General features: G+C 62.9%; 23 protein-coding genes and 1 pseudogene. 19 read left to right on the top strand and 5 right to left on the bottom strand.

The window, feature by feature from the left end:
- Window positions 1-10: 10 nt before the first annotated feature.
- The 4 genes from HJC04_RS10795 to hemC all read right to left on the bottom strand — a co-directional run bounded on the left by HJC04_RS10795 (window position 11) and on the right by hemC (window position 4971).
- Window positions 11-1630, bottom strand: a complete 1620-nt coding sequence (locus HJC04_RS10795; protein ID WP_221122934.1) for a heme biosynthesis protein HemY — start codon at window positions 1628-1630, stop codon at window positions 11-13.
- 4 nt (window positions 1631-1634) lie between these two features.
- Entirely contained in the window at window positions 1635-2903 is a 1269-nt protein-coding gene (locus HJC04_RS10790) for a COG4223 family protein (protein ID WP_210632970.1), read from the bottom strand.
- A gap of 423 nt (window positions 2904-3326) precedes the next feature.
- Entirely contained in the window at window positions 3327-4034 is a 708-nt protein-coding gene (locus HJC04_RS10785) for a uroporphyrinogen-III synthase (RefSeq protein WP_210632969.1), read from the bottom strand.
- A gap of 7 nt (window positions 4035-4041) precedes the next feature.
- Window positions 4042-4971 carry a hydroxymethylbilane synthase gene (gene hemC / locus HJC04_RS10780; protein ID WP_221122937.1) on the bottom strand — a complete coding sequence of 310 codons (930 nt, stop codon included), beginning with the start codon at window positions 4969-4971 and terminating at the stop codon, window positions 4042-4044.
- 72 nt (window positions 4972-5043) lie between these two features.
- Here hemC and tsaD point away from each other — a divergent pair, with 72 nt between their 5' ends.
- The 5 genes from tsaD to HJC04_RS10755 are packed head-to-tail and all read left to right on the top strand — an operon-like array spanning window position 5044 to window position 8509.
- A complete protein-coding gene (tsaD, locus tag HJC04_RS10775; protein ID WP_210632967.1) occupies window positions 5044-6141 on the top strand; it encodes a tRNA (adenosine(37)-N6)-threonylcarbamoyltransferase complex transferase subunit TsaD in 1098 nt (365 codons plus the stop codon).
- Window positions 6138-7121, top strand: a complete 984-nt coding sequence (locus HJC04_RS10770) for an NAD(P)H-dependent glycerol-3-phosphate dehydrogenase (protein WP_221146076.1) — start codon at window positions 6138-6140, stop codon at window positions 7119-7121. The genes tsaD and HJC04_RS10770 overlap by 4 nt, the downstream gene beginning before the upstream one ends.
- Window positions 7122-7131: 10 nt before the next feature.
- Window positions 7132-7425 carry a YciI-like protein gene (locus tag HJC04_RS10765; protein ID WP_221146074.1) on the top strand — a complete coding sequence of 98 codons (294 nt, stop codon included), beginning with the start codon at window positions 7132-7134 and terminating at the stop codon, window positions 7423-7425.
- Window positions 7426-7427: 2 nt separating this feature from the next.
- Complete coding sequence (locus HJC04_RS10760) at window positions 7428-7859, top strand: EVE domain-containing protein (protein ID WP_210632964.1); 432 nt, start codon at window positions 7428-7430, stop codon at window positions 7857-7859.
- On the top strand, window positions 7856-8509 hold the full coding sequence (locus HJC04_RS10755; protein WP_210632963.1) for a methyltransferase: 654 nt from the start codon (window positions 7856-7858) through the stop codon (window positions 8507-8509). Before HJC04_RS10760 ends, HJC04_RS10755 begins: the two co-directional genes overlap by 4 nt.
- On the opposite strand, the gene HJC04_RS10750 is transcribed toward HJC04_RS10755, so the two are convergent.
- On the bottom strand, window positions 8506-9012 hold the full coding sequence (locus HJC04_RS10750) for a hypothetical protein (RefSeq protein WP_221146072.1): 507 nt from the start codon (window positions 9010-9012) through the stop codon (window positions 8506-8508). The genes HJC04_RS10755 and HJC04_RS10750 overlap by 4 nt on opposite strands.
- A gap of 410 nt (window positions 9013-9422) precedes the next feature.
- Between HJC04_RS10750 and sdhC the strand changes: the two genes are divergently transcribed.
- From sdhC to odhB, 14 genes and pseudogenes are all read left to right on the top strand, one after another.
- On the top strand, window positions 9423-9818 hold the full coding sequence (gene sdhC, locus HJC04_RS10745; RefSeq protein WP_168296584.1) for a succinate dehydrogenase, cytochrome b556 subunit: 396 nt from the start codon (window positions 9423-9425) through the stop codon (window positions 9816-9818).
- A gap of 10 nt (window positions 9819-9828) precedes the next feature.
- Window positions 9829-10209 carry a succinate dehydrogenase, hydrophobic membrane anchor protein gene (gene sdhD, locus HJC04_RS10740; RefSeq protein ID WP_221102543.1) on the top strand — a complete coding sequence of 127 codons (381 nt, stop codon included), beginning with the start codon at window positions 9829-9831 and terminating at the stop codon, window positions 10207-10209.
- A 7-nt stretch (window positions 10210-10216) separates the two neighbouring features.
- Window positions 10217-12058 (top strand): succinate dehydrogenase flavoprotein subunit, encoded by a 1842-nt coding sequence (gene sdhA / locus HJC04_RS10735; protein WP_221146070.1) that lies wholly within the window; start codon window positions 10217-10219, stop codon window positions 12056-12058.
- 18 nt (window positions 12059-12076) lie between these two features.
- Window positions 12077-12856, top strand: a complete 780-nt coding sequence (locus tag HJC04_RS10730) for a succinate dehydrogenase iron-sulfur subunit (RefSeq protein WP_210632959.1) — start codon at window positions 12077-12079, stop codon at window positions 12854-12856.
- A gap of 5 nt (window positions 12857-12861) precedes the next feature.
- Window positions 12862-13038: pseudogene (locus HJC04_RS31670) on the top strand (DNA polymerase beta superfamily protein); the annotation flags it as partial.
- A 49-nt stretch (window positions 13039-13087) separates the two neighbouring features.
- Window positions 13088-13255: a hypothetical protein gene (locus tag HJC04_RS31665; protein WP_259668845.1), complete on the top strand. Its 168-nt coding sequence runs from the start codon at window positions 13088-13090 to the stop codon at window positions 13253-13255.
- A gap of 135 nt (window positions 13256-13390) precedes the next feature.
- Complete coding sequence (locus tag HJC04_RS10720; RefSeq protein WP_088391343.1) at window positions 13391-13906, top strand: protease inhibitor Inh/omp19 family protein; 516 nt, start codon at window positions 13391-13393, stop codon at window positions 13904-13906.
- 63 nt (window positions 13907-13969) lie between these two features.
- Window positions 13970-15133, top strand: a complete 1164-nt coding sequence (gene zapE, locus HJC04_RS10715) for a cell division protein ZapE (RefSeq protein ID WP_221146068.1) — start codon at window positions 13970-13972, stop codon at window positions 15131-15133.
- Window positions 15134-15307: 174 nt separating this feature from the next.
- The gene (gene mdh, locus HJC04_RS10710; protein ID WP_221146066.1) at window positions 15308-16270 is read left to right on the top strand and encodes a malate dehydrogenase; all 963 of its coding nucleotides are present in this window, start codon (window positions 15308-15310) and stop codon (window positions 16268-16270) included.
- A 34-nt stretch (window positions 16271-16304) separates the two neighbouring features.
- Complete coding sequence (gene sucC, locus HJC04_RS10705; protein WP_097598164.1) at window positions 16305-17498, top strand: ADP-forming succinate--CoA ligase subunit beta; 1194 nt, start codon at window positions 16305-16307, stop codon at window positions 17496-17498.
- 19 nt (window positions 17499-17517) lie between these two features.
- Window positions 17518-18420, top strand: coding sequence for a succinate--CoA ligase subunit alpha (gene sucD / locus HJC04_RS10700; protein WP_008528022.1), 903 nt, complete (start codon window positions 17518-17520; stop codon window positions 18418-18420).
- A 167-nt stretch (window positions 18421-18587) separates the two neighbouring features.
- Window positions 18588-21572, top strand: coding sequence for a 2-oxoglutarate dehydrogenase E1 component (locus tag HJC04_RS10695; protein WP_210632956.1), 2985 nt, complete (start codon window positions 18588-18590; stop codon window positions 21570-21572).
- A 15-nt stretch (window positions 21573-21587) separates the two neighbouring features.
- Entirely contained in the window at window positions 21588-21896 is a 309-nt protein-coding gene (locus HJC04_RS10690) for a YciI family protein (protein ID WP_210632955.1), read from the top strand.
- A 39-nt stretch (window positions 21897-21935) separates the two neighbouring features.
- Window positions 21936-23195: a 2-oxoglutarate dehydrogenase complex dihydrolipoyllysine-residue succinyltransferase gene (gene odhB / locus HJC04_RS10685; protein WP_210632954.1), complete on the top strand. Its 1260-nt coding sequence runs from the start codon at window positions 21936-21938 to the stop codon at window positions 23193-23195.
- The last annotated feature ends 8 nt before the right edge of the window (window positions 23196-23203 follow it).

Raw genomic sequence — 23203 nt, 5'->3', positions numbered from 1 at the left:
TCGTTCCGTGTCAGAAAAGGCGAAGCCGTGTCTTGGGTTCCGGTTCCGTCCTGGGATCGCGAACGCCGGGATCATCCGGCAATCCGCCGAAAAAGGGCTTTGCTTCGTTCGGTGCTGGCGCTTTGTCGCTGGCGGTGGATTCGGCCGGTTTCGGCTTTGCCGGTGCCGGTGACTGTGCCGGCGCCGGGCGCACGGCCTCGGCGATCGTCGCGGCGCGTTCGAGTTCGATGATGCGATGATCGTTGACCGGGCTCTCTGGCCTGACGTCACGCAGCGGCGGCAGGGTCTTCAGAGCCGTTTCGATCGAGGCGGGCGCCGACCCTTCTTCGAGCGGCCCCTCGATCTGACCGAAGGGCGCCTTCCATTCGAAGGCGTCGAGACGACCCGTGACCGGCGACACCGGCAGCCATTTGTCGGAGACGAAACCATCCGCCACCCAGGCGGGATCGCGCGGGGCTTTCAGTGCCTGGGCCAGCCAGTGGCGCACGCGGCCCTGGTCGCCGGTCTCGGCTTCCTCTATGTCGGCGAGCAGCAGAAAGGCGGCTTCTCGCGGTTCAATACGCGCCGCCGCTTCCGCCTTGGCGCGCGCCTTGGCGAATTCCTGCGCGTCGAGCGCCGCCTGGGCGACGACGAGAAGAGATTCGACATTGTTCGGGCGCATCGCTTCCAGGCGTTCGGCGCGCTTCAGCCGGTCGAGCGTGGAATCGCCGCTGCGGGCTCTGACATAGGTCTGGCCGATCTCGGGATGAGGCGCCGATTTCCACACCTGTTCGAGGATCGAAGCGGCCTTGCGCAGACCGCCTTCGCGGAACAGTGCCTTTGCGGCAATGAGAGCGGCCGGAACGAAATCGGCGGCGAACTTCAGCGCCTGCAGGGCGTCGTCGCGGGCGCCGGCCGGGTTGCCTTCCAGCTTCTCGGCGGCGCGTGCCGTCAGGAGCACGGCGTGCAGGCGGTTGGCCTCGGGTTTTTCGACGACGCGGGCGGCCTTCTGCTGTTCGAGCAGTCGGATCGCATCGTCCCAGCGGCCAGCCTGGCTGCGATATTCGAGGGTCGCCTGGGCGGCCCAAGGCAGATAAGGTGCATTGTCGGCGGCCTTTTCGGCGTATTGGCGGGCGGCCTCGTTGGCTCCGAGGCGGCGGGCTTCGAGATAGAGGCCGCGCAGGCCAAGCTCCCGCGTTTCCGGGTCGTTGGCCATGGCTTCGAACTTGGCGCGCGCCTCATCATGGCGGCCTTCGATCAGTGCGGCCTGGGCCTCGAGCAGATTGATCAGCGGCTCCTGATCGGCGCGGATGAGGCCACGCGAACGAGCCGCCATCTTGCGGGCGAGCAATGCATTGCCGGCGCCGGCAGCGATTAGGCCGGTCGACAGCGCCTGATAGCCGCGGTCGCGCTTGCGGGCGCGGAAATAGCGGGTCACCGAATGCGGCGAAGTCCAAATCAACCGGACGAACCACCACGCGATCATCACGGCGGCGATGAGGGCGATGATCGCGCTGACGGCGACGATCAGTTTCGTCTGGTAGATCTGGCCTTCCCAGATCAGCGAGATGTCGCCGGGACGATCGGCGAACCAGGAAAAGCCATAGGCGAGAAGCAGGACGAGCAGGGCGAAGATGACAAGCCTGGTCATGGTCTCACCCTTCCTTGCCGGCGCCGGCGACCGCCTTCGACAGCGCCCCGCCAACCAGCTCCTCGACACGGATGCGCGCCTCCAGAGACTGCTTGAAGGCAGCGGAGGCCTGCTTGCCGGCAGCCGGCAGATTGTTCCATTCGGCGGAAGCGCCGGGCAGATCGCCGTTCTTCACCTTGTCCTCCAGGCGGGCGGCGATCGCCTCAACGCTTTCGCCTTCGATATTGCCGACGGGTCGGACCGTCACCAGTGATTTTGCGCTCGCCATCAGCCGATCCGACCAGCTCTGGTTTGGATCCGGCTGATTGATCGATTCGATGATGGCGTTGGCAACGTCGGGAACCTGACGCATCAGCTCGGCGCGTGAGGGAACGCCGGTCTCGGCAAAAGCGCGCAGATCCGTAACGGCAGGATCGTCGGGTGCGACGCCAGCGAAGGTATCCAGCTCGGCCAGGAACGGCCCGCCGCGATCGATCGCTGCCTTCAGGGCGGCTGCCGCGATCGCCCGCGCGACGGCAACATCCTCGCGCGGCTCGTTGAGCTTCTTTTCGGCCTCGGCCAGGCGCTTGGCGATATCGGCATCGCTGCTCGTCTGCTGGTCGGAGGACTGGGCAAGCATCGAGCGCAGCTGATCGACCTGACTGCTGAGCTCCGCAACCTTCTGGTTGAGAGCCTCGACATTTGCCGGATCCGCCGATGGCCCCGCCGCGGAGTTCTTCGCAGCCGTTTCCAGCGCGGCGATCCGCGTCTCAAGCGCGCCGTCGCCCGTGTTTGCGGGATTGGCGGCAAGGTTGGCGACGGTCTGTTTCAAGCCGTCGATCTCGCCGGAGAGATCGGCCACCTCGGGCGAGGTGGTCTCAGGCGCGGAGGAACCCGGGAGGTAACCGGCATATTGAATGACGCCTGCGCCAAGCAGCGCCACGAGGCCGCCGAAAATGCCGGCGGCGATAAGACCGGAGGTGCCGGCGCCCCGCGGCGCGGGCTGTTCGGCAGGGGGCGTGAAGGAAGGTTCGGCGACTGCCGGCGTCTCCTCCTCCGGCTCCGATTCGGGCTTGCTTTCAGGTTGAGGCTGCGACGCCGCTTCGGTTTCCGGCGCCGGGCCAAGATCCGCAGGGGGGCTGTCGGCGTCGCCGGCATCGTTGTTCACCGGCTTTGTGGTATCGGCTTCGGAGGCGAAGTCCTGTGCATCGAGGTCGATCGTGACCGGCTCATCGGCGCTCTTCGAATGGCGTGGCGGGTTTCCCGATACCATGAGGTCCTCTTTATCCTGCATTGCAACGAAACTAGACAGTGATGCCAATTAAGGGAAGAGGTTAGATCAAATTTGGGCGGTTTGAGCCTTTCCTGGTCAGATTGAAGCTTTCTGTTGGCTCAAACGGAGTCGGAGGGTCGACCGGCTGGCGCGCGTCGTAGCCAAGCTCCACGGCCAAGCCGGCCGGTCGATCAGCCGGCCCGTTTCAGCCAACCCTCCCGCAGATTTGCCTGGCAAATCTGCAAGACTTTGGAATCGCCGGACGCACTTGTCGCTTCGCCACGGCGAAGCGGTGCGGCCGGTGGGCCGGGCATGTTTCCGCCAGGATCAGAGGCGATCGGCTCGGACGTACCTTGGGGTATGCCCGTCGCCAATCGCCTCTGCCCTGACGAAAACCTGCTCCGGCAGAATGCTTCAATCTGACCAGGAAAGGCTCAAAAGCCTTCAAAGCAGCGACAAAAGACTTTGCTCATCCGGCATGGATGAAATCGCCACAGTTTTTTTCAGGGACATCGGAATGGCCTGCGCCACCGTTTCGCTCAGGCAGAGAAGGCGGATTTCGCGGTGTCCCGACAGGGCTGATCGCAGCTCCGCCAGGCGAAAAAAATCTTCCACCGTCTGCCGGGAATAGAAGAGAACGGCGTTAGGGCGGCCGCCGGAAAAGACAGCTTCGATCTCGGCCGGGCTCGGAGCAACCGGCGTCATGCGATAGCATTCGGCGACCGAAAAGCGGATGCCGAGTTGGCGCAATCTTGTTTCGAAGGTTTCGGCGCGCGGCAGTCCGGCGAGGTAGAGCAACTCCTCCGCTCCCTGCGTGGCGATGAGATCGGCGAGATCGCGGCCGTTGCCTGCGGACGCGGCGACCGAACGGAAGCCGAGTCCGCGCGCCTCTTGCGCCGTCATCTCGCCGACCGCAAAAAGCGGGCGGACAAGATGCGGACGAAGTTTCTCGCCGAGCGCGGATGCGACCCTGACGGCTTCGGCGCTGGTCACCGCGATCGCGCCGCTGGTGGCTTCGAGCGCGGCCGCGGCTGCGGCACTGTCGTGCTGTGGCCGGCGCAGGGGCAGCAGCAGAGGCTCGTGGCCCATATCGCGCAGACGTTGTGCTGTTCTTGTCGCTGAATGCGCGGGGCGGGTGACAAGCACACGCATGGCTGCTTCAGTGCCAGTCGTCGAAGAAGGTGCTGCCGGCTCTTGCGCGCACATCCTGGCCGGCGCGGGTGCCGAGTGCGGCCGCATCGCGGCGGTGGCCGTCCGTCGTCACCGCATGCTGGCTGCGGCCGTCTGGCGTGAGGATCAGGCCGGAGAAGCGGATCAGGTCGCCCTCGCAGACGGCATAGCCGGCGATCGGCGTGCGGCAGGAGCCGTCGAGAGCAGCGAGGAAGGCGCGCTCGCAGGAGACGGTGTCGAAGGTCGCGGCATCGTTGACCGATGCCAGCAGCTCGTCGATCCTCGTATCGCCGATCCGGCTCTCGATGCAGATTGCCCCTTGGGCGGGCGCCGGCGGGAAGGCGTCGGGGTCGAGGATATCGGTCAGCGCTTCGACCTTGCCGAGGCGCTTGAGGCCGGCAAGCGCCAGCAGCGTCGCGTCCACCTGACCTTCTTCGAGCTTGCGCAGCCGGGTTTCGACCGAACCGCGGAAGACTATGACGTTGATGTCGGGTCGCATGCGGCGGATCAGCGCCTGGCGGCGCAGTGACGAGGAGCCGACGGTGGCGCCATGCGGCAGGTCGATCAGTTTGGGTGCGGTGCGGCCGATGACGGCGTCGCGGATATCCTCGCGCGGCAGAAAGGCGGACAGATGCAGGCCGTCCGGCAGGTGCGTCGGCATGTCCTTGGCGGAGTGCACGGCGAAATCCAGCTCGCCTGAGACAAGCTTCTGTTCGAGCTCCTCGGTGAAGAGGCCTTTGCCGCCGATTTCAGCCAGCGACCGGTCGGTGATGCGATCGCCCTTGGTCGACAGCACGACGATCTCGAACATCTCTTCAGGCAGGTGATGCGCCGCCATCAGCCTGTCGCGGGCCTCATGCGCCTGGGCAAGCGCCAGCGGGCTGCCCCGCGTGCCGATCCGGAAAGGTTTTGTTTGCATCCGCTCTGTTCCGTTGTTACCGGAGTTCTCGTAAACGGGTTTCGGCCCCATCGCAATGAACGAACAGGCCTTATGGTTCCCTTTCTGCGCATCCTTGGCATCGAGACGAGCTGCGACGAGACCGCCGCGGCGATCGTCGAGCGCGATGCGGAGGGCCATTCCAGGATACTCTCCGACGTCGTGCTTTCCCAGCTCGACGAGCACAGCGCCTATGGCGGCGTCGTGCCGGAGATCGCCGCGCGCGCCCATGTCGAGGCGCTGGACGAGTTGATCGAGGAGGCGCTGAAGCGCGCCAATGTGTCGCTGGCTGATGTCGACGCCATCGCCGCCACGTCAGGCCCGGGGCTGATCGGCGGGCTGCTTGTGGGATTGATGACCGGCAAGGCGATTGCAAGGGCGGCCGGCAAGCCGCTCTATGCGGTCAACCATCTCGAAGGCCATGCGCTGACGGCGCGGCTGACCGACGGGCTTTCCTTTCCCTATCTGATGCTGCTCGTCTCCGGCGGCCATACCCAGCTCATCCTGGTGCGCGGCGTCGGAGATTATGAGCGCTGGGGCACGACGATCGACGACGCGCTCGGCGAAGCCTTCGACAAGACGGCAAAACTGCTCGGCCTGCCCTATCCCGGCGGCCCGGCAGTGGAACGCATGGCGCGGGACGGCAACGCCGATCGCTTCGATTTTCCGCGGCCACTGGTCGGCGACGCGCGGCTGGATTTCTCCTTCTCCGGTCTGAAGACGGCGGTGCGGCAGGCGGCGCAGGAGATCGCGCCGCTCAGCGATCAGGACGTGGCGGATATCTGCGCTTCGTTCCAGCGGGCGATTTCACGCACGCTGAAGGACCGCATCGGCCGCGGCCTGCAGCGTTTCAAGGCCGAGTTTCCGGTCAACCAGGAAAAACCGGCGCTCGTCGTTGCCGGCGGTGTCGCCGCCAATCTCGAACTGCGGGCGACGCTGCAGGGTCTTTGCGACAAGAACGGCTTCCGCTTCATCGCGCCGCCGCTGAGCCTCTGCACCGACAATGCCGTGATGATTGCCTGGGCAGGGCTGGAGCGGATGGCGACGGGTGCGGTCCCGGATGCACTCGACGTCCAGCCGCGCTCGCGCTGGCCGCTCGATGCCAATGCGGAAAGGCTGATCGGCTTTGGAAAGAGAGGAGCCAAGGCATGAGCGAAAGGATCGCCGTCGTCGGATCGGGCGCTTTCGGCACGGCGCTTGCAGCCGTCATCGCCCTTGCCGGTCGCAGCACAGTGACGCTCGTCGGGCGCAATCCACCGCTGATGGCCGATCTGAAGAGCGAACGTCTGCATGATGCCGTGCTGCCCGGCATTGTTCTGCCGGAATCGCTCGAATTTGCCGCCGAGGCGGAGGCGATCGCCGGCGCCTCCATCGTGCTTTTTGCGATGCCCTCGCAGGCGCAGGCGGATGCGGCGCGGCATTATGGCCCATATCTGTCGAAAGACGCCATTGTCGTCACCTGTGCCAAGGGCATCGAGCGGGCGACCGGCAAGCTGTTGACCGACATGCTGGAGCGGGAACTGCCGGACCATCCGATCGCGGTGCTCTCGGGTCCGGGCTTTGCTGCCGATATCGCCAAGGGCCTGCCGACGGCGATGGCAATCGCGGCGGCGGATATGGAGACTGCCGAGCGGCTCGCCCAGGCGATATCAGGTCGGACCTTCCGGCTCTATGCCTCCAGCGACCGCATCGGCGTGCAGCTCGGCGGTGCGCTCAAGAATGTGCTGGCGATCGCCTGCGGCATCGTCGAAGGCCGCGGCATCGGCGAATCCGCCCGTGCGGCGCTGATTGCCCGCGGGCTCGCGGAAATGTCACGCTTCGTCGTCGCCAAAGGCGGGAAGGCGGATACGGTGCGCGGGCTATCCGGTCTCGGCGATCTGGTGCTGACGGGAACGAGCCATCAATCGCGCAACCTGCGCTTCGGCATTGCGCTCGGGCGCGGGGAAAAGGCCGATCCGCTGCAGGGCGCGCTGGTGGAAGGCGCGCTTGCCGCCTCGGTCGCCTCGCGGCTTGCCGCGGAGCTTTCGATCAGCATGCCGATCACCGACGCCGTTTCCGCCATCATCGACGGCAGGCTCGATATATCGGACGCCATCGAGCAGTTGATGACGCGTCCAATCACCACCGAATAGGAGAATAGACATGCTTTTCGCCCTGCTCTGCACGGACAAGCCGGGACATCTGAACGTTCGTTTGGAGACGCGGCCGACGCATCTTGCCTATCTCGACAAGCTCAATGCCGAAGGCAAGCTTTCCATGGCCGGGCCTTTCCTTGACGACGAGGGCAAAGCCTGCGGCAGCCTGGTGCTTGTCAAGGCGGAGACGGCGCAAGAGGCAAAGGCGCTGGCCGACGCCGACCCTTACGCCATGGCCGGTTTGTTCGAAAGCGTCGATATCAAGCCCTTCAACTGGGTCTTCAACAAGCCGGAGGCGTGAGCATGGCGCATTGGCTCTATAAATCCGAACCTGCCTCCTGGTCCTGGGAGCAGCAAAAGGCCGCCGGCGAAAAGGGCACGGAATGGACCGGCGTGCGCAACTATCTGGCGCGCAACAACATGCGGGCGATGCAGATCGGCGACAAAGGGTTCTTCTACCATTCCAATGACGGGCTGGAGATCGTCGGCATCGTCGAAGTCGCAGCGCTGTCGCATCCCGACCCCACCGCAAAAGGCGATCCGAAGTGGGATTGCGTCGATATCCGCGCCGTCATGGACATGCCGAAGCCGGTGACGTTGAAGGATATCAAGGCGAACGAGAAGCTCACCAAGATGTCGCTCGTCACCTCCATGCGCCTTTCCGTGCAGCCGGTCACCGACGATGAGTGGGCCGAAGTCTGCCGCATGGGCGGGCTCGACAATCCCCCGCGTTGAAAACCGATCCGGAAGCCTTCATCCGCGCCAATACCAGTCTGATGGCGCCGCCGCATGTGCCGGAAATTTCGCTCCATCTGGCCAGCGAGGCGCATGAGCTCTGGCTGAAGACGGAGGAAGAGCTGGAAGCGATCGGTCTGCCGCCGCCTTTCTGGGCTTTCGCCTGGGCGGGCGGGCAGGGACTGGCGCGCTACATTCTCGATTATCCGGAAATGGTGCGCGGCAAGCGCGTGCTGGATTTTGCCAGCGGCTCCGGCCTCGTCGGGATTGCGGCGATGATGGCCGGTGCGCGTGAGGTGACGGCCGCCGATATCGATCCCTGGGCGGAGACGGCGATCCGGCTGAACGCCAGGGCCAACGGCGTTTTTCTCGGATTTACCGGCGCCGATCTGATCGGACAGGATATCGCCGCCGATGTCGTGCTTGCCGGCGACGTCTTCTACGACCGTGTCTTCGCCGATGCGCTCGTTCCCTGGCTGACGAGGCTGACGGGGGAAGGCATATTGGTTCTGGTCGGCGATCCCGGGAGAAGCTATCTGCCACGGGAACAGCTGGAATTCTGTGCGGCCTATCAGGTGCCGGTGACGCGGGCGCTGGAGGACAGCGAAATCAAGAAGACGACGGTCTGGCGCTTCGGCTCAAGATCTTAAGGCCGGATCACGCAGACATTGGCCTCGTAGCTGCAGGGATCGTCCTGGACGCCGACGTCGATGACCTTCGCATTCGGCGCCTGGGGCGCGAGCCGTGCGCCCGGATAATACCCATAGCCATTGCCGCCGACATAAGTCCCGCCATCGATCTGATAGGCATAGGAGCCGGCATAGGTGTCGCCGCTGCCGCCACCCGGCGGCTGGGGCGCGAAGATAACCAGGCTGCTGCGGGCAACGCGATTTGTCGCCGGGGACGAAAACTGCTTCAGGAACGGCATACGCTCCCTGCCGGGTCGGCGAATATAGGCGCTGTCGAAACGGATGCCGCGATCGCGCCAGCCGAGGCGTTGGCCGAGAAGCAAGCCATTGTGCAAGACGTGGCGGTGGCCAAGGAAGCGATGATCGGCAAAGCGATGATCGAAACGGCGCTCGCCGGCGGCGGCAGGCAAGGCGACAAGCGCGGAGAGCCCAAGCAGGGCGACTGCAGACAGACTGCGAAACATGGATGTCGGCCTCCGGAATTCCCGATCGTTAACAAATCGTTAATGCCAGATTGCGCCAAAAGCCGCTGCTTGTCCATGCGCCTGGAAGGAACGGCATAAATATTAAGCCGAGTTTCGTTGGGGCGGTTCAGCCTCTTCGCCGAGGCGCAGAACCGCCCTTAACCTTTTGTTCTTACGGAATTCCGGGTGGAAGGCCGCTTCGCACCTTTCTGGAGCTTCTCCCGCCCGCAAACTTCGCGGCAACCCGAATCGATTAAATTAATAGCGCACAGCGATTGTGCTTGTCGTCGGGCTTTCCGGTGAGTAAACGTCGCAATTGATGCAACGCACACAGAGAATTTTGTCATTCGTGTGGTTGACTGAGCATGCTCCGAAATCCGGGAGCGCAGAGAAGCCGCCGCGAGGTTCTGATGGCGAACGTGACAAATAACCGGCCCCTGTCGCCGCATTTGCAAGTCTACAAACTTATTCCCACCATGGTCATGTCCATCGTCCACCGCATCACCGGCGGTGCGCTCTATGTCGGCACGCTGCTGGTCGCCTGGTGGCTGATCGCGGCGGCAAGCGGCCAAGCGTCGTATGACTGGGCCAATTGGGTGCTCGGAAGCCTTCTCGGCAAGCTGGTGCTGCTCGGTTATACCTGGGCGCTGCTGCACCACATGCTCGGCGGTTTGCGCCATCTCATGTGGGATCTTGGCTACGGCTTCGAGAAGGAAGTCTCGACCAAACTCGCCATCGCCAACATCATCGGGTCGCTCTGTCTGACCGTGCTGGTCTGGGTGATCGGCTTCCTCATTCGCTTCTGAAGGTCCTCTCATGGATATGCGCACCCCCCTCGGCAAGGTTCGCGGGCTCGGCTCCGCCAAGGAAGGCACGAGCCATTTCTGGCGTCAGCGGCTGACCGCGGTCTCCAATATTCCGTTGATCCTCTTCTTCGTAATCTTCATGATCACCTATGCCGGCGCGCCCTATGCGGACGTGGTTCGCGCCCTGTCGAACCCCTTTGTCGCCGTTGTCATGGGATTGATGGTGATATCGGGCGTCATCCATATGAAGCTCGGCATGCAGGTCATCATCGAAGACTACGTGCATGGCGAATTCGGCAAGATCGCTCTGCTGATGCTGAACACCTTCTTTGCGATCGTGATCGCCAGCCTCTGTCTCTTCGCCATTCTGAAAATCGCATTCGTAGGATAAGCTCGATATGGCACCGACCTCACCCGCCCAGAATGGCAAAGCCTACAAATATGTCGACCACTCCTATGACGTGATCGTCGTCGGCGCCGGCGGCGCGGGTCTGCGCGCCACCCTCGGCATGGCCGAGCAGGGTTTCCGCACCGCCTGCATCACCAAGGTGTTCCCGACCCGCTCGCACACGGTTGCGGCCCAGGGCGGCATCGCCGCCTCGCTGCGCAACATCACACCGGATAGCTGGCAGTGGCATCTCTATGATACGGTCAAGGGTTCCGACTGGCTCGGCGACGTCGACGCCATGCAGTATCTCACCATGGAAGCGCCGAAGGCGGTCTATGAGCTCGAGCATTACGGCGTGCCGTTCTCGCGCAACGAGGAAGGCAAGATCTACCAGCGCCCCTTCGGCGGCCACATGCAGAATTACGGCGAAGGCCCGCCAGTCCAGCGCACCTGCGCCGTTGCCGACCGCACCGGCCACGCCATCCTGCATACGCTCTACGGTCAGTCGCTGCGCAACAATGCCGAATTCTTTATCGAATATTTCGCGCTCGACCTGATCATGTCTGAGGACGGCAGCCGCTGCACCGGTGTCGTCGCCTGGTGCCTCGATGACGGTACGATCCATCGCTTCGCCGCCAAGATGGTGGTGCTGGCGACCGGCGGCTACGGCCGCGCCTATTTCTCGGCAACCTCGGCCCACACCTGCACCGGCGACGGCGGCGGCATGGTGGCACGCGCCGGCCTGCCGCTGCAGGACATGGAATTCGTGCAGTTCCACCCGACCGGAATCTACGGTTCGGGCTGTCTGATCACGGAAGGCGCGCGCGGCGAAGGTGGTTACCTCGTCAACTCCGAGGGTGAACGCTTCATGGAGCGTTATGCGCCTTCGGCCAAGGATCTTGCCTCGCGCGATGTCGTTTCGCGCTGCATGACGCTGGAGATCCGCGAAGGCCGCGGCGTCGGCAAGAACAAGGATCACATCTTCCTGCATCTCGACCACCTCGATCCGGCCGTTCTGCATGAGCGCCTGCCGGGGATTTCCGAGAGCGCCAAGATCTTCGCCGGCGTCGACGTCACGCGCGAGCCCATCCCGGTTCTGCCGACCGTTCACTACAATATGGGCGGCATTCCCACCAATTACTGGGGCGAAGTGCTGAACGCCGATGGCGCCAATCCGGAGCGGATCATTCCCGGCCTGATGGCGGTCGGTGAAGCCGGCTGCGCCTCGGTGCACGGCGCCAACCGCCTCGGCTCCAACTCGCTGATCGACCTCGTGGTCTTCGGCCGCGCCGCCGCGATCCGCGCCGGCGAAGTCATCGACCGCGCGGCGCCCATCCCGCATCTCAACGTCGCGGCCTGCGACAAGATCATGGACCGCTTCGACGGCCTGCGTCACGCCAGCGGCGGCACGCCGACGGCTGTGCTGCGCGAGAAGATGCAGCGCGCCATGCAGGAAGATGCGGCCGTGTTCCGCACGCAGGAATCGCTGGAATCCGGTTGCCGGCGCATTTCGGCGATCTGGGGCGAGATGCAGGACATCAAGGTCACCGACCGTTCGATGGTCTGGAACTCCGACCTGGTGGAAACGCTCGAACTGCAGAACCTGATGGCCAACGCCATCACGACGATCTACGGCGCCGAGGCCCGCAAGGAGAGCCGCGGTTCGCACGCTCGCGAGGATTATACCGAGGGTGCATTCGCCGGCCGCGACGACGTCAACTGGCGTAAGCATACGCTTGCCTGGGTGAACGAGGCAGGCGACGTCAAGCTCGACTATCGCCCTGTTCACACCGAGCTCATCGCCGAAGGCATCGATCCGCATAAGATCGAGCCAAAAGCTCGCGTGTACTGATTTCAAGAGGAACCGGATATGGTTGAACTCGCTCTCCCCAAGAATTCTCAGATGCGCGAAGGCAAGGTCTGGCCGAAGCCGGCGGGTGCGACCAACACCCGCGAGTTCCGCGTCTACCGCTGGAGCCCGGACGATGGCCAGAACCCGTCGATCGACACCTTCTACATCGATGTCGACGATTGCGGCCCGATGGTGCTCGACGGTCTGCTCTACATCAAGAACAAGATCGACCCGACGCTGACCTTGCGCCGCTCCTGTCGCGAGGGCATCTGCGGTTCCTGCGCGATGAACATCGACGGCACCAACACGCTTGCCTGCACCAAGGGCCTCGACGATATTACCGGCGCGGTGAAGATCTATCCGCTACCGCATCTGCCCGTCGTCAAGGATCTGGTGCCCGATCTCAGTAACTTCTACGCCCAGCATCGCTCAATCGAGCCCTGGCTGAAGACGGTGTCGCCGTCTCCGGCCAAGGAATGGAAGCAGAGCCATGAGGACCGGCAGAAGCTCGACGGCCTTTATGAATGCATCCTCTGCGCCTGTTGCTCGACCTCCTGTCCGAGCTATTGGTGGAACGGCGACCGTTATCTCGGTCCGGCCGTTCTGCTGCAGGCCTATCGCTGGCTGATCGACTCCAGAGACGAGGCGACCGGCGAACGTCTCGACAATCTCGAGGACCCGTTCCGCCTCTACCGCTGCCATACGATCATGAACTGCGCGCAGACCTGCCCGAAGGGCCTCAACCCGGCCAAGGCGATCGCCGAAATCAAGAAGATGATGGTCGAGCGCCGGGTCTGATCGGCATGCATGCCACCGGCGGATTGGACGGCTTCGATCCCGCAGCCGTCGCGGAGATCAAGTCGCGGCTCGCCTCGGTTCGCGAGCAGGGCATCCGCATCGGTCTGGCGATCGAAAGCGGCAGCCGCGCCTGGGGCTTTCCGTCTCCCGACAGCGATTATGATTGCCGCTTTATCTATATTTCGGGCGGCGATTCTCGATCTCGTGCATGTTAAGAAGCGGACCCGTGAGATGGGTGAAGGTCTGCCGCCGGAGCCGGTGCGGTTATTCGTGCGCAGCTCGTTCGAGCACTATTCCGAGACATTGCGGGAGTTTGGCAGAAATCCTGACAGAGATGAGCGTGCGCAACACCTTGCTGACAAATTCTATGTGCAGGAAGTTTTGCAGCAGGGCAGTTGAACTGTATCGTTTTTCGGTTAGGTGTTGTCACGGGCAATTTCTGCAACCCGACTTGATTAACCAAAGCGAATTACGATAATCGAACTTGTCTCACGCCCGTTCTTTGCGGCGATAGCCGAATTCAGGAGTATGATGATGCAGTTGCGATATGCGATGACAGGTCTGGTGGTGGCTCTCGCGCTAGCCGGTTGTCAGCGTACGGCATATGATTACAGCTCCAACTCGAACGCCGGACCGGCGCCGTTGACGGCACAGCCTGTCCCGTCCGTCCAGGGCGGTCAGCTTCCGCCGCCGACCGGCAGCTCGCAGTTCCCGGCCGCGCCGACGGCGACGGCACCGATGCCTGGGGCACAGTCCGGCGCCATGGCTGCGAATGCGCTCGACGTCACCAAGGAATCAATGGTCGGAAGCTGGCGCGTCAATGGCAGCTGCGATATGTTCCTGACGCTCACCAATCTCGGCAGCGGGTCGCGTGGCGGCACGCGCGGTTGCGTCGGCGAGCTGACGGCGATGGGCTCCTGGGAGGTCGCGGGCAAGCAGGTGCTGCTCAAGGATCGTTCGGGCAACCAGATCGGCAGCGTCTACAAGACAGCCGACAATCGCTTCCAGGGCCAGACAAATACCGGTCAGCAGATCAGCCTCAGCCGGTAAACCAACCGCGCGGTAAACGATCCGGCGGCGCGCCGCTGATGACTGACAGGCGGACGTGCCCTCATGCAGCCAATGCCAGATTATACGCTCAGCGTTTGCGAACAGCTTAAATCGCTGACGCTTGCCGGTGCGTTGCAGGTCGATTCCGCCCAGATGGACGTGGCCAAAAGCCTGGATCGGGTGCTTGCCGGGCTGAAGCAGTTGCGGCCGGCGGCCAAAGCGAGCGCGCTCGGCTGGCTGTTTGCCAAGAAGAAGAAAGCCGCCGACGGCATCAAGGGGCTTTACATTCACGGCAGCGTCGGACGCGGCAAGACCATGCTGATGGACATGTTCTTTGCCATGGCGCCGTGCAGGAAGAAGCGCAGGGCGCATTTCCACGAATTCATGGCGGATGTGCACAACCGTATCGCGGCACACCGGCTGAAGCTCAAGAACGGCGAGACGAAGCAGGCCGATCCGATGCCGCCGGTCGCCGCAGCCCTCTACGAGGAAGCGGAACTGCTCTGCTTCGATGAATTCACCGTCACCGACATTGCCGACGCGATGATCCTGTCGCGGTTGTTTTCCGAACTCTTCGCGCGGGGATGCGTGCTGGTCGCGACCTCGAATGTCGAGCCGGACAATCTCTACAAGGATGGGCTCAATCGCGGCCTGTTCCTGCCCTTCGTCGCTCTGCTCAAGCAGCATGTCGATGTCGTCACGCTGGATTCGCCGACCGACTACCGGATGGAGAAGCAGAATAGCCAACCGGTCTATCTCGTGCCGATCAGCGAACATAACGACATGGCGATGGAGGCGTCCTGGACGCAGGCGCTGCATGGGCGCAAGGCGAAGCCGCTCGATATTCCGATGAAGGGCCGCTCCATCCATGTGCCGCTTGCCGCCGACCGCATGGCGCGCTTCTCTTTCGCGGATCTCTGCGACAAGCCGTTCGGGGCCGCCGACTTCCTGGCCATCGCCGAACACTTCGATACGATCTTTCTCGATCACGTTCCCTTGCTCGGGCCGGAGAAGCGGAACCAGATCAAGCGTTTCATCATTCTGGTCGATACGCTCTATGATCATGCCGTGCGGCTTTACATATCCGCGGCGGCGTTGCCGGAGAACCTGCTCGTCCATCGCCGGGGCACCGAAGGCTTTGAATTCGATCGCACGGCGTCGCGACTGTTCGAGATGCGGAGCGCCGAATATCTTGCGCTGCACCATGAAAAGCGGGCCGCGGAGTAACAATCCAGTGACAAAACATCTTACGTTTACGTAAGAATTTTTGTATCTAAACGATTGAAAACGCTGCATCAAAATTAATGGATTGCCATTTTTAGCCTTTAGGTCTATGCGATTGCGTCATTGAGCGGCCTTGCAGCGTCGTTCGACGAATTTGATCGCAAAGGAAACAGCGAAATGGCGCGTAATAAGATCGCACTCATTGGTTCTGGCATGATTGGTGGCACGTTGGCGCATCTGGCCGGCCTGAAGGAACTGGGCGATATCGTCCTCTTCGACATTGCCGATGGCATTCCCCAGGGCAAGGGTCTCGACATCGCACAGTCCTCTCCGGTCGAAGGCTTCGACGCCAATCTGACCGGCGGCAGCGATTATTCGGCGATCGAGGGTGCCGACGTCTGCATCGTCACTGCCGGCGTTCCGCGCAAGCCGGGCATGAGCCGCGACGATCTTCTCGGCATCAACCTCAAGGTCATGGAGCAGGTCGGCGCCGGCATCAAGAAATACGCGCCGAACGCCTTCGTCATCTGCATCACCAACCCGCTCGACGCCATGGTCTGGGCGCTGCAGAAGTTTTCGGGTCTTCCCGCCAACAAGGTCGTCGGCATGGCCGGTGTTCTCGACTCCTCGCGCTTCCGTCTCTTCCTCGCCAGAGAATTCAACGTCTCCGTTCAGGATGTGACCGCCTTCGTTCTCGGCGGCCACGGCGATACGATGGTGCCGCTCGCCCGCTACTCCACGGTCGGCGGCATTCCGCTCACCGACCTCGTCACCATGGGCTGGGTCACCAAGGAGCGCCTCGAAGAGATCATCCAGCGCACCCGTGATGGCGGCGCCGAGATCGTCGGCCTGCTGAAGACAGGTTCCGCTTATTATGCGCCGGCTGCCTCGGCAATCGAAATGGCCGAATCCTACCTCAAGGACAAGAAGCGCGTCCTGCCTTGCGCCGCCCATCTGACCGGCCAGTACGGTGTCAAGGACATGTATGTCGGTGTACCCACCGTCATCGGCGCCGGCGGCGTCGAGCGCGTCATCGAGATCGACCTCAACAAGACCGAGAAGGAAGCCTTCGACAAGTCTGTCGGCGCCGTCGCCGGTCTTTGCGAGGCCTGCATCAACATCGCGCCTGCCCTGAAGTAATCGGCGCTGAAGTAATCGAAACAGGGATAGACCCATGAACATTCATGAATATCAGGCCAAGGCTCTGCTGAAGGGCTATGGCGCGCCGGTTGCCGAGGGTGTGGCAATTCTCAAGGTTGAAGAAGCCGAGGCGGCTGCCAAGTCGCTTCCCGGCCCGCTTTACGTGGTCAAGAGCCAGATCCATGCGGGCGGCCGCGGCAAGGGCAAGTTCAAGGAACTGTCGCCGGAAGCCAAGGGCGGCGTACGTCTCGCCAAGTCGATCGAAGACGTCGTTGCCAACGTCAAGGAGATGCTCGGCAACACGCTGGTGACCGCGCAGACCGGCGAAGCCGGCAAGCAGGTCAATCGCCTCTATATCGAGGACGGCGCCGACATCGAGCGCGAACTCTACTGCTCGCTGCTGGTCGACCGCTCGGTCGGCAAGGTCGCCTTCGTCGTCTCCACTGAAGGCGGCATGGACATCGAGGCCGTCGCCCACGATACGCCCGAGAAGATCCAGACGATCGCCATCGATCCGGAAGCCGGCGTGACGGCTGCCGACGTCGCCAAGATCTCCGCCGCTCTCAAGCTCGAAGGTGCTGCCGCAGAAGACGCCAAGTCGCTCTTCCCGCTGCTCTACAAGGCCTTCAACGAGAAGGACATGTCGCTTCTCGAAATCAATCCGCTGATCGTCATGAAGAATGGCCATCTGCGCGTTCTCGACGCCAAGATGTCCTTCGACGGCAATGCGCTCTTCCGTCACGACGACGTCCGGGCGCTGCGCGACGAGACCGAAGAAGATGCCAAGGAAATCGAGGCCTCCAAGTGGGACCTCGCTTACGTCGCGCTCGACGGCAATATCGGCTGCATGGTCAACGGCGCGGGCCTCGCCATGGCGACGATGGACATCATCAAGCTATACGGCAAGGAGCCGGCCAACTTCTGCGACGTCGGCGGCGGCGCCGGCAAGGAGAAGGTCGCTGCGGCGTTCAAGATCATCACCGCAGACCCGAAGGTCGAGGGCATTCTCGTCAACATCTTCGGCGGCATCATGAAGTGCGACGTCATCGCTGAAGGCGTCATTGCCGCGGTCAAGGAAGTCGGTCTCAAGGTTCCGCTCGTCGTGCGCCTTGAAGGCACCAATGTCGAGCTCGGCAAGAAGATCCTGAACGAGTCGGGTCTCGCGATCACGGCGGCTGACGACTTGGACGATGCGGCCAAGAAGATCGTCGCGGCGATCAACGGCTAATTTTGAGGGATCGGAAAGAATGTCTATTCTCGTCAATAAAGACACCAAGGTCCTCGTTCAGGGTCTGACCGGCAAGACCGGCACGTTCCACACCGAACAGGCGCTCGCTTATTACGGCACCCAGATGGTCGGCGGCATCCACCCGAAGAAGGGCGGCGAAACCTGGACCGGCGCGAAGGGCGAAAGCCTGCCGATCTTTGCAACCGTTGCCGAGGGCAAGGAAAAGACCGGCGCCGACGCCACCGTCATCTACGTTCCGCCGGCGGGCGCTGCCGATGCGATCATCGAAGCGATCGACGCCGAGATCCCGTTCATCACCTGCATCACCGAAGGCATTCCGGTCATGGACATGGTGCGCGTGAAGGCTCGCCTCGACCGCTCCAAGTCGCGCCTGCTTGGGCCGAACTGCCCGGGCATCCTGACGCCGGAAGAATGCAAGATCGGCATCATGCCGGGCTCGATCTTCCGCAAGGGTTCGGTCGGCATCGTGTCCCGCTCGGGCACGCTGACCTATGAGGCCGTCTTCCAGACCTCCAATGAAGGCCTCGGCCAGACGACGGCCGTCGGCATCGGCGGCGACCCGGTCAAGGGCACCGAGTTCATCGATGTGCTGGAGATGTTCCTCGCCGACGAAGCCACGACTTCGATCATCATGATCGGCGAAATCGGCGGCTCCGCCGAAGAAGACGCAGCCCAGTTCCTGAAGGATGAGGCCAAGAAGGGCCGCAAGAAACCGATGGCCGGCTTCATCGCAGGCCGTACGGCACCGAAGGGCCGCACCATGGGCCATGCCGGCGCCGTGGTATCCGGCGGCAAGGGCGACGCTGAATCGAAGATCGCGGCGATGGAATCGGCTGGCATCAAGGTGTCTCCGTCTCCGGCCCGCCTCGGCAAGACGCTGGTGGAAGTCCTGAAGGGCTGAAGCCACCTGTAGACCGGGCGGAGGAACGGCATCTGCGCCTTCCGCCCGGCTCGCATGCGAGAGCAGCAGATGCGCCGCGGACAGGCGGCGATCGGAATGCGGCAGCCGGCGATCGATCCGGCAAATTCATCAAGTCAGGAGGCGGACCGAAGCGTCCGCATATCACCATGGCACGGCAAGAAGCCAACGAGCAATTTCAGATCACCTCGTTTCTGGATGGCGCCAACGCGGCCTATATCGAGCAGCTCTATGCGCGCTACGAAGAGGATCCGGCGTCGGTCGACGATCAATGGCGCGCTTTCTTCAAGGCGCTGGAAGACGATCCTGCCGATGTGAAAAAGGCGGCCAAGGGAGCCTCCTGGCGCAGGAAGAACTGGCCTCTGGCAGCCGGCGGCGATCTGGTATCGGCGCTCGACGGCGACTGGGGCATCGTCGAGAAGGTGATCGAGACGAAGGTGAAGGCCAAGGCCGTAGCCGAGGGCAAGCCCGCCGACGGCACCGACGTGTTGCAGGCGACGCGCGATTCCGTCCGCGCCATCATGATGATCCGCGCCTACCGCATGCGCGGCCACCTGCATGCCAAGCTCGACCCGCTCGGAATCGCCGCCGCCGTCGACGATTTTCGCGAGCTGTCGCCGGAAAATTACGGCTTCACATCAGCCGATTACGATCGCAAGATCTTCATCGACAACGTGCTCGGCCTGGAGTACGCCACCATCCGCGAGATGATCGAGATCCTCGAGCGCACCTACTGCTCGACGCTCGGCGTCGAATTCATGCATATCTCCAACCCGGAAGAGAAGGCCTGGATCCAGGAACGCATCGAAGGCCCCGACAAGGGTGTGGCCTTCACGCCTGAGGGCAAGAAGGCGATCCTTTCCAAACTCGTCGAAGCCGAAGGCTACGAACAGTTCCTCGACGTCAAGTTCAAGGGCACCAAGCGCTTCGGCCTCGACGGCGGCGAATCGCTGATCCCGGCGCTGGAACAGATCCTGAAGCGCGGCGGTCATCTCGGCCTCAAGGAAGCCGTGTTCGGCATGGCCCATCGCGGCCGCCTCAACGTGCTCTCCCAGGTCATGGGCAAGCCGCACCGCGCCATCTTCCACGAATTCAAAGGCGGTTCCTACGCACCCGATGAAGTCGAAGGCTCCGGCGACGTCAAGTACCATCTCGGTGCATCCTCGGACCGCGAATTCGACGGCAACAAGGTACACGTGTCGCTGACGGCAAACCCGTCGCATCTCGAAATCGTCGATCCCGTCGTCATGGGCAAGGCTCGCGCCAAGCAGGACATGAGCGCCACGGTGTGGGAAGGCGACATCATTCCGCTTTCCGAACGCTCCAAGGTTCTGCCGCTGCTGATCCACGGCGATGCGGCCTTCGCCGGCCAGGGCGTCATTGCCGAAATCCTCGGTCTTTCCGGTCTGCGCGGCCACCGTGTTGCCGGCACCATGCACGTGATCATCAACAATCAGATCGGTTTCACGACGAACCCGGCCTTTTCGCGCTCGTCGCCCTATCCGTCCGACGTCGCCAAGATGATCGAAGCACCGATCCTGCACGTCAACGGCGACGATCCGGAAGCGGTCGTCTACGCAGCCAAGATCGCGACCGAATTCCGCATGAAGTTCCACAAGCCTGTGGTGCTCGACATGTTCTGCTATCGCCGCTACGGCCACAATGAAGGCGACGAGCCGTCCTTCACGCAGCCGAAGATGTACAAGGTCATTCGCGCCCATAAGACCGTGCTGCAGCTCTATGCGGCGCGCCTTGTCGCCGAGGGCCTGCTCACCGAAGGCGAAGTCGAGAAGATGAAGGCCGACTGGCGCGCGCATCTCGAGCAGGAGTTCGACGCCGGCCAGCACTACAAGCCTAATAAGGCCGACTGGCTGGATGGGGAGTGGTCGGGCCTGCGCACGGCCGACAACGCCGACGAACAGCGCCGCGGCAAGACCGCGGTGCCGATGAAGACGCTGAAGGAGATCGGCCGCAAGCTCTCGGAAATCCCGGCGGGCTTCAATGCGCACCGCACGATCCAGCGTTTCATGGAAAACCGGGCCAACATGATCGCCACCGGCGAAGGCCTCGACTGGGCGATGGCCGAAGCGCTCGCCTTTGGCGCGCTCTGCTTGGAAGGCCACAAGATCCGCCTGTCGGGCCAGGATTGCGAACGCGGCACCTTCTCGCAGCGTCATTCGGTTCTCTACGATCAGGAGACCGAGGAACGCTACATTCCGCTCGCCAATCTTTCGCCGACACAGGCCCGCTACGAAGTCATCAACTCGATGCTTTCGGAAGAGGCCGTGCTCGGTTTCGAATATGGCTACTCGCTCGCCCGCCCGAATGCGCTGACGCTCTGGGAAGCGCAGTTCGGCGATTTCGCCAACGGCGCGCAGGTCGTCTTCGACCAGTTCATCTCGTCGGGCGAACGCAAGTGGCTGCGCATGTCCGGACTCGTCTGCCTGCTGCCGCACGGCTATGAAGGCCAGGGTCCGGAGCACTCCTCGGCTCGCCTGGAGCGCTTCCTGCAGCTCTGCGCGGAAGACAACATGCAGGTCGCCAACGTCACGACGCCGGCGAACTACTTCCATATCCTGCGCCGGCAGCTGAAGCGCGACTTCCGTAAGCCGCTGATCCTGATGACGCCGAAGTCGCTGCTGCGTCACAAGCGGGCCGTTTCGACGCTTGCCGAACTGGCCGGCGAATCCGCCTTCCACCGCCTGCTGTGGGATGATGCCGAGGTTATCAAGGACGGCCCGATCAAGCTGCAGAAGGACAACAAGATCCGCCGTGTCGTCATGTGCTCCGGCAAGGTCTATTACGACCTTCTGGAAGAGCGTGAAAAGCGCGGTATCGACGACATCTATCTGCTGCGCGTCGAGCAGCTCTATCCGTTCCCGGCAAAGGCGCTGATCAACGAGCTGTCGCGCTTCCGCAATGCCGAGATGGTCTGGTGCCAGGAAGAGCCGAAGAACATGGGCGCATGGTCGTTCATCGACCCGTTCCTCGAGTGGGTGCTTGCCCATATCGACGCCAAATATCAGCGCGTCCGCTATACCGGCCGTCCGGCCGCCGCCTCGCCGGCGACGGGCCTGATGTCCAAGCATCTATCGCAGCTTGCCGCATTCCTCGAGGATGCATTGGGCGGCTAAATCAAGGGGGGCGCAATGGCTTACTTCTTTTTGAGACTGCTGCCGCCGCGCCCCACTTTTCCGCATGACGGGACGGGGGAAGAAATGGCGGCGATGAAACGCCATGTCGAATATTGGCATCGGCAGGCCCTTGCGGGATCGGCAATTGTCGTCGGTCCGGTGTTCGAGGGTCAAGGCGCCTTCGGCATGGCAGTCGTCGAAGTGGAGGATCAGCCGGCGGCGCAAGCTCTTGTCGACGGCGATCCGATCATCGCTTCCGGTTTCGGTTTCCGTTTCGATGTCTTGCCGATGCCCTCGATCATTTTGCGGCCGCCCGCCGTCTGAAACGCATAAACGAAAACACACGAAATCAGGATTTGAACAATGGCCACAGAAATCCGCGTTCCAACTCTCGGTGAATCCGTCAGCGAGGCAACCGTCGGCACCTGGTTCAAGAAGGTCGGCGACGCCATCAAGGCCGACGAGCCGATTCTGGAGCTTGAAACCGACAAGGTGACCATCGAAGTTCCCGCGCCCGCCTCCGGTACGCTGTCGGAAATCGTCGCCGCCGCCGGCGAGACCGTCGGTCTCGGTGCACTGCTCGGCCAGATCGCCGAAGGCGCCGGTGCTGCCGCCGCCGCGCAGGCTGCCGCCGCACCGGTCGCCGCTCCCGCTCAGCCGGCCCCTGCTGCTGCTGCCGCACCGGTTGCCACCGCCGCATCCTCGTCGAGCGCTTCCGTCTCCACCATGCCGCCGGCACCGGCAGCTGCGAAGATGCTTGCCGAAAGCAATCTTTCCGCCGATCAGGTCGACGGCAGCGGCAAACGTGGTCAGGTGCTGAAGGGCGACGTCATTGCCGCCGTTGCCAAGGGCATTTCCGCTCCCGCCGCGGCACCGGCTGCAGCGCCTGCGGCTGCACGTGGCCCGTCGACGGTCGAGGATGCCTCGCGCGAAGAGCGCGTGAAGATGACGCGCCTGCGCCAGACGATCGCCAAGCGCCTCAAGGACGCCCAGAACACTGCCGCCATGCTGACCACCTATAACGAGGTGGACATGAAGGCAGTCATGGACCTGCGCAACAAGTACAAGGACATTTTCGAGAAGAAACACGGCGTCAAGCTCGGCTTCATGGGCTTCTTCACCAAGGCGGTGACGCATGCGCTGAAGGAGCTGCCGGCAGTCAATGCCGAAATCGACGGGACCGACGTCATCTACAAGAACTACTGCCATGTCGGCATGGCGGTCGGCACCGACAAGGGCCTCGTGGTTCCTGTTATCCGCGACGCCGACCAGATGTCGATCGCCGAAGTCGAGAAGGAACTCGGCCGTCTTGCCAAGGCAGCCCGTGACGGATCGCTTGCTATGGCCGACATGCAGGGAGGCACCTTCACCATCACCAACGGCGGCGTCTACGGCTCGCTGATGTCTTCACCGATCCTCAACGCGCCGCAGTCCGGCATTCTCGGCATGCACAAGATCCAGGAGCGGCCGGTTGCGATCGGCGGCCAGGTGGTCATCCGTCCGATGATGTATCTGGCGCTGTCCTACGATCATCGCATCGTCGACGGCAAGGAGGCTGTCACCTTCCTCGTCCGCGTCAAGGAGAGCCTCGAAGATCCGGAACGCCTGGTTCTCGATCTCTAAGGAGCGCT

Origin of the sequence: Rhizobium sp. NLR8a (assembly GCF_019685235.1) — a bacterium.
GTDB lineage: Bacteria > Pseudomonadota > Alphaproteobacteria > Rhizobiales > Rhizobiaceae > Rhizobium.
This window is presented reverse-complemented; position numbering and strand designations above follow the sequence as displayed.

What these genes read in the sequence shown, in the direction of transcription:
- HJC04_RS10795 (WP_221122934.1), bottom strand. Translation starts at nt 1,630, where the DNA reads ATGACCAGGCTTGTCATCTTCGCCCTGCTCGTCCTGCTTCTCGCCTAT.
- hemC (WP_221122937.1), bottom strand. Translation starts at nt 4,971, where the DNA reads ATGCAAACAAAACCTTTCCGGATCGGCACGCGGGGCAGCCCGCTGGCG.
- sdhA (WP_221146070.1), top strand. Translation starts at nt 10,217, where the DNA reads ATGGCACCGACCTCACCCGCCCAGAATGGCAAAGCCTACAAATATGTC.
- sucD (WP_008528022.1), top strand. Translation starts at nt 17,518, where the DNA reads ATGTCTATTCTCGTCAATAAAGACACCAAGGTCCTCGTTCAGGGTCTG.
- HJC04_RS10770 (WP_221146076.1), top strand. Translation starts at nt 6,138, where the DNA reads ATGAGCGAAAGGATCGCCGTCGTCGGATCGGGCGCTTTCGGCACGGCG.
- tsaD (WP_210632967.1), top strand. Translation starts at nt 5,044, where the DNA reads ATGGTTCCCTTTCTGCGCATCCTTGGCATCGAGACGAGCTGCGACGAG.
- HJC04_RS10720 (WP_088391343.1), top strand. Translation starts at nt 13,391, where the DNA reads ATGCAGTTGCGATATGCGATGACAGGTCTGGTGGTGGCTCTCGCGCTA.
- HJC04_RS31665 (WP_259668845.1), top strand. Translation starts at nt 13,088, where the DNA reads ATGGGTGAAGGTCTGCCGCCGGAGCCGGTGCGGTTATTCGTGCGCAGC.
- HJC04_RS10750 (WP_221146072.1), bottom strand. Translation starts at nt 9,012, where the DNA reads ATGTTTCGCAGTCTGTCTGCAGTCGCCCTGCTTGGGCTCTCCGCGCTT.
- HJC04_RS10695 (WP_210632956.1), top strand. Translation starts at nt 18,588, where the DNA reads ATGGCACGGCAAGAAGCCAACGAGCAATTTCAGATCACCTCGTTTCTG.
- HJC04_RS10730 (WP_210632959.1), top strand. Translation starts at nt 12,077, where the DNA reads ATGGTTGAACTCGCTCTCCCCAAGAATTCTCAGATGCGCGAAGGCAAG.
- sucC (WP_097598164.1), top strand. Translation starts at nt 16,305, where the DNA reads ATGAACATTCATGAATATCAGGCCAAGGCTCTGCTGAAGGGCTATGGC.
- HJC04_RS10790 (WP_210632970.1), bottom strand. Translation starts at nt 2,903, where the DNA reads ATGCAGGATAAAGAGGACCTCATGGTATCGGGAAACCCGCCACGCCAT.
- zapE (WP_221146068.1), top strand. Translation starts at nt 13,970, where the DNA reads ATGCAGCCAATGCCAGATTATACGCTCAGCGTTTGCGAACAGCTTAAA.
- sdhC (WP_168296584.1), top strand. Translation starts at nt 9,423, where the DNA reads ATGGCGAACGTGACAAATAACCGGCCCCTGTCGCCGCATTTGCAAGTC.
- sdhD (WP_221102543.1), top strand. Translation starts at nt 9,829, where the DNA reads ATGGATATGCGCACCCCCCTCGGCAAGGTTCGCGGGCTCGGCTCCGCC.
- HJC04_RS10765 (WP_221146074.1), top strand. Translation starts at nt 7,132, where the DNA reads ATGCTTTTCGCCCTGCTCTGCACGGACAAGCCGGGACATCTGAACGTT.
- mdh (WP_221146066.1), top strand. Translation starts at nt 15,308, where the DNA reads ATGGCGCGTAATAAGATCGCACTCATTGGTTCTGGCATGATTGGTGGC.
- HJC04_RS10760 (WP_210632964.1), top strand. Translation starts at nt 7,428, where the DNA reads ATGGCGCATTGGCTCTATAAATCCGAACCTGCCTCCTGGTCCTGGGAG.
- HJC04_RS10785 (WP_210632969.1), bottom strand. Translation starts at nt 4,034, where the DNA reads ATGCGTGTGCTTGTCACCCGCCCCGCGCATTCAGCGACAAGAACAGCA.
- HJC04_RS10690 (WP_210632955.1), top strand. Translation starts at nt 21,588, where the DNA reads ATGGCTTACTTCTTTTTGAGACTGCTGCCGCCGCGCCCCACTTTTCCG.
- odhB (WP_210632954.1), top strand. Translation starts at nt 21,936, where the DNA reads ATGGCCACAGAAATCCGCGTTCCAACTCTCGGTGAATCCGTCAGCGAG.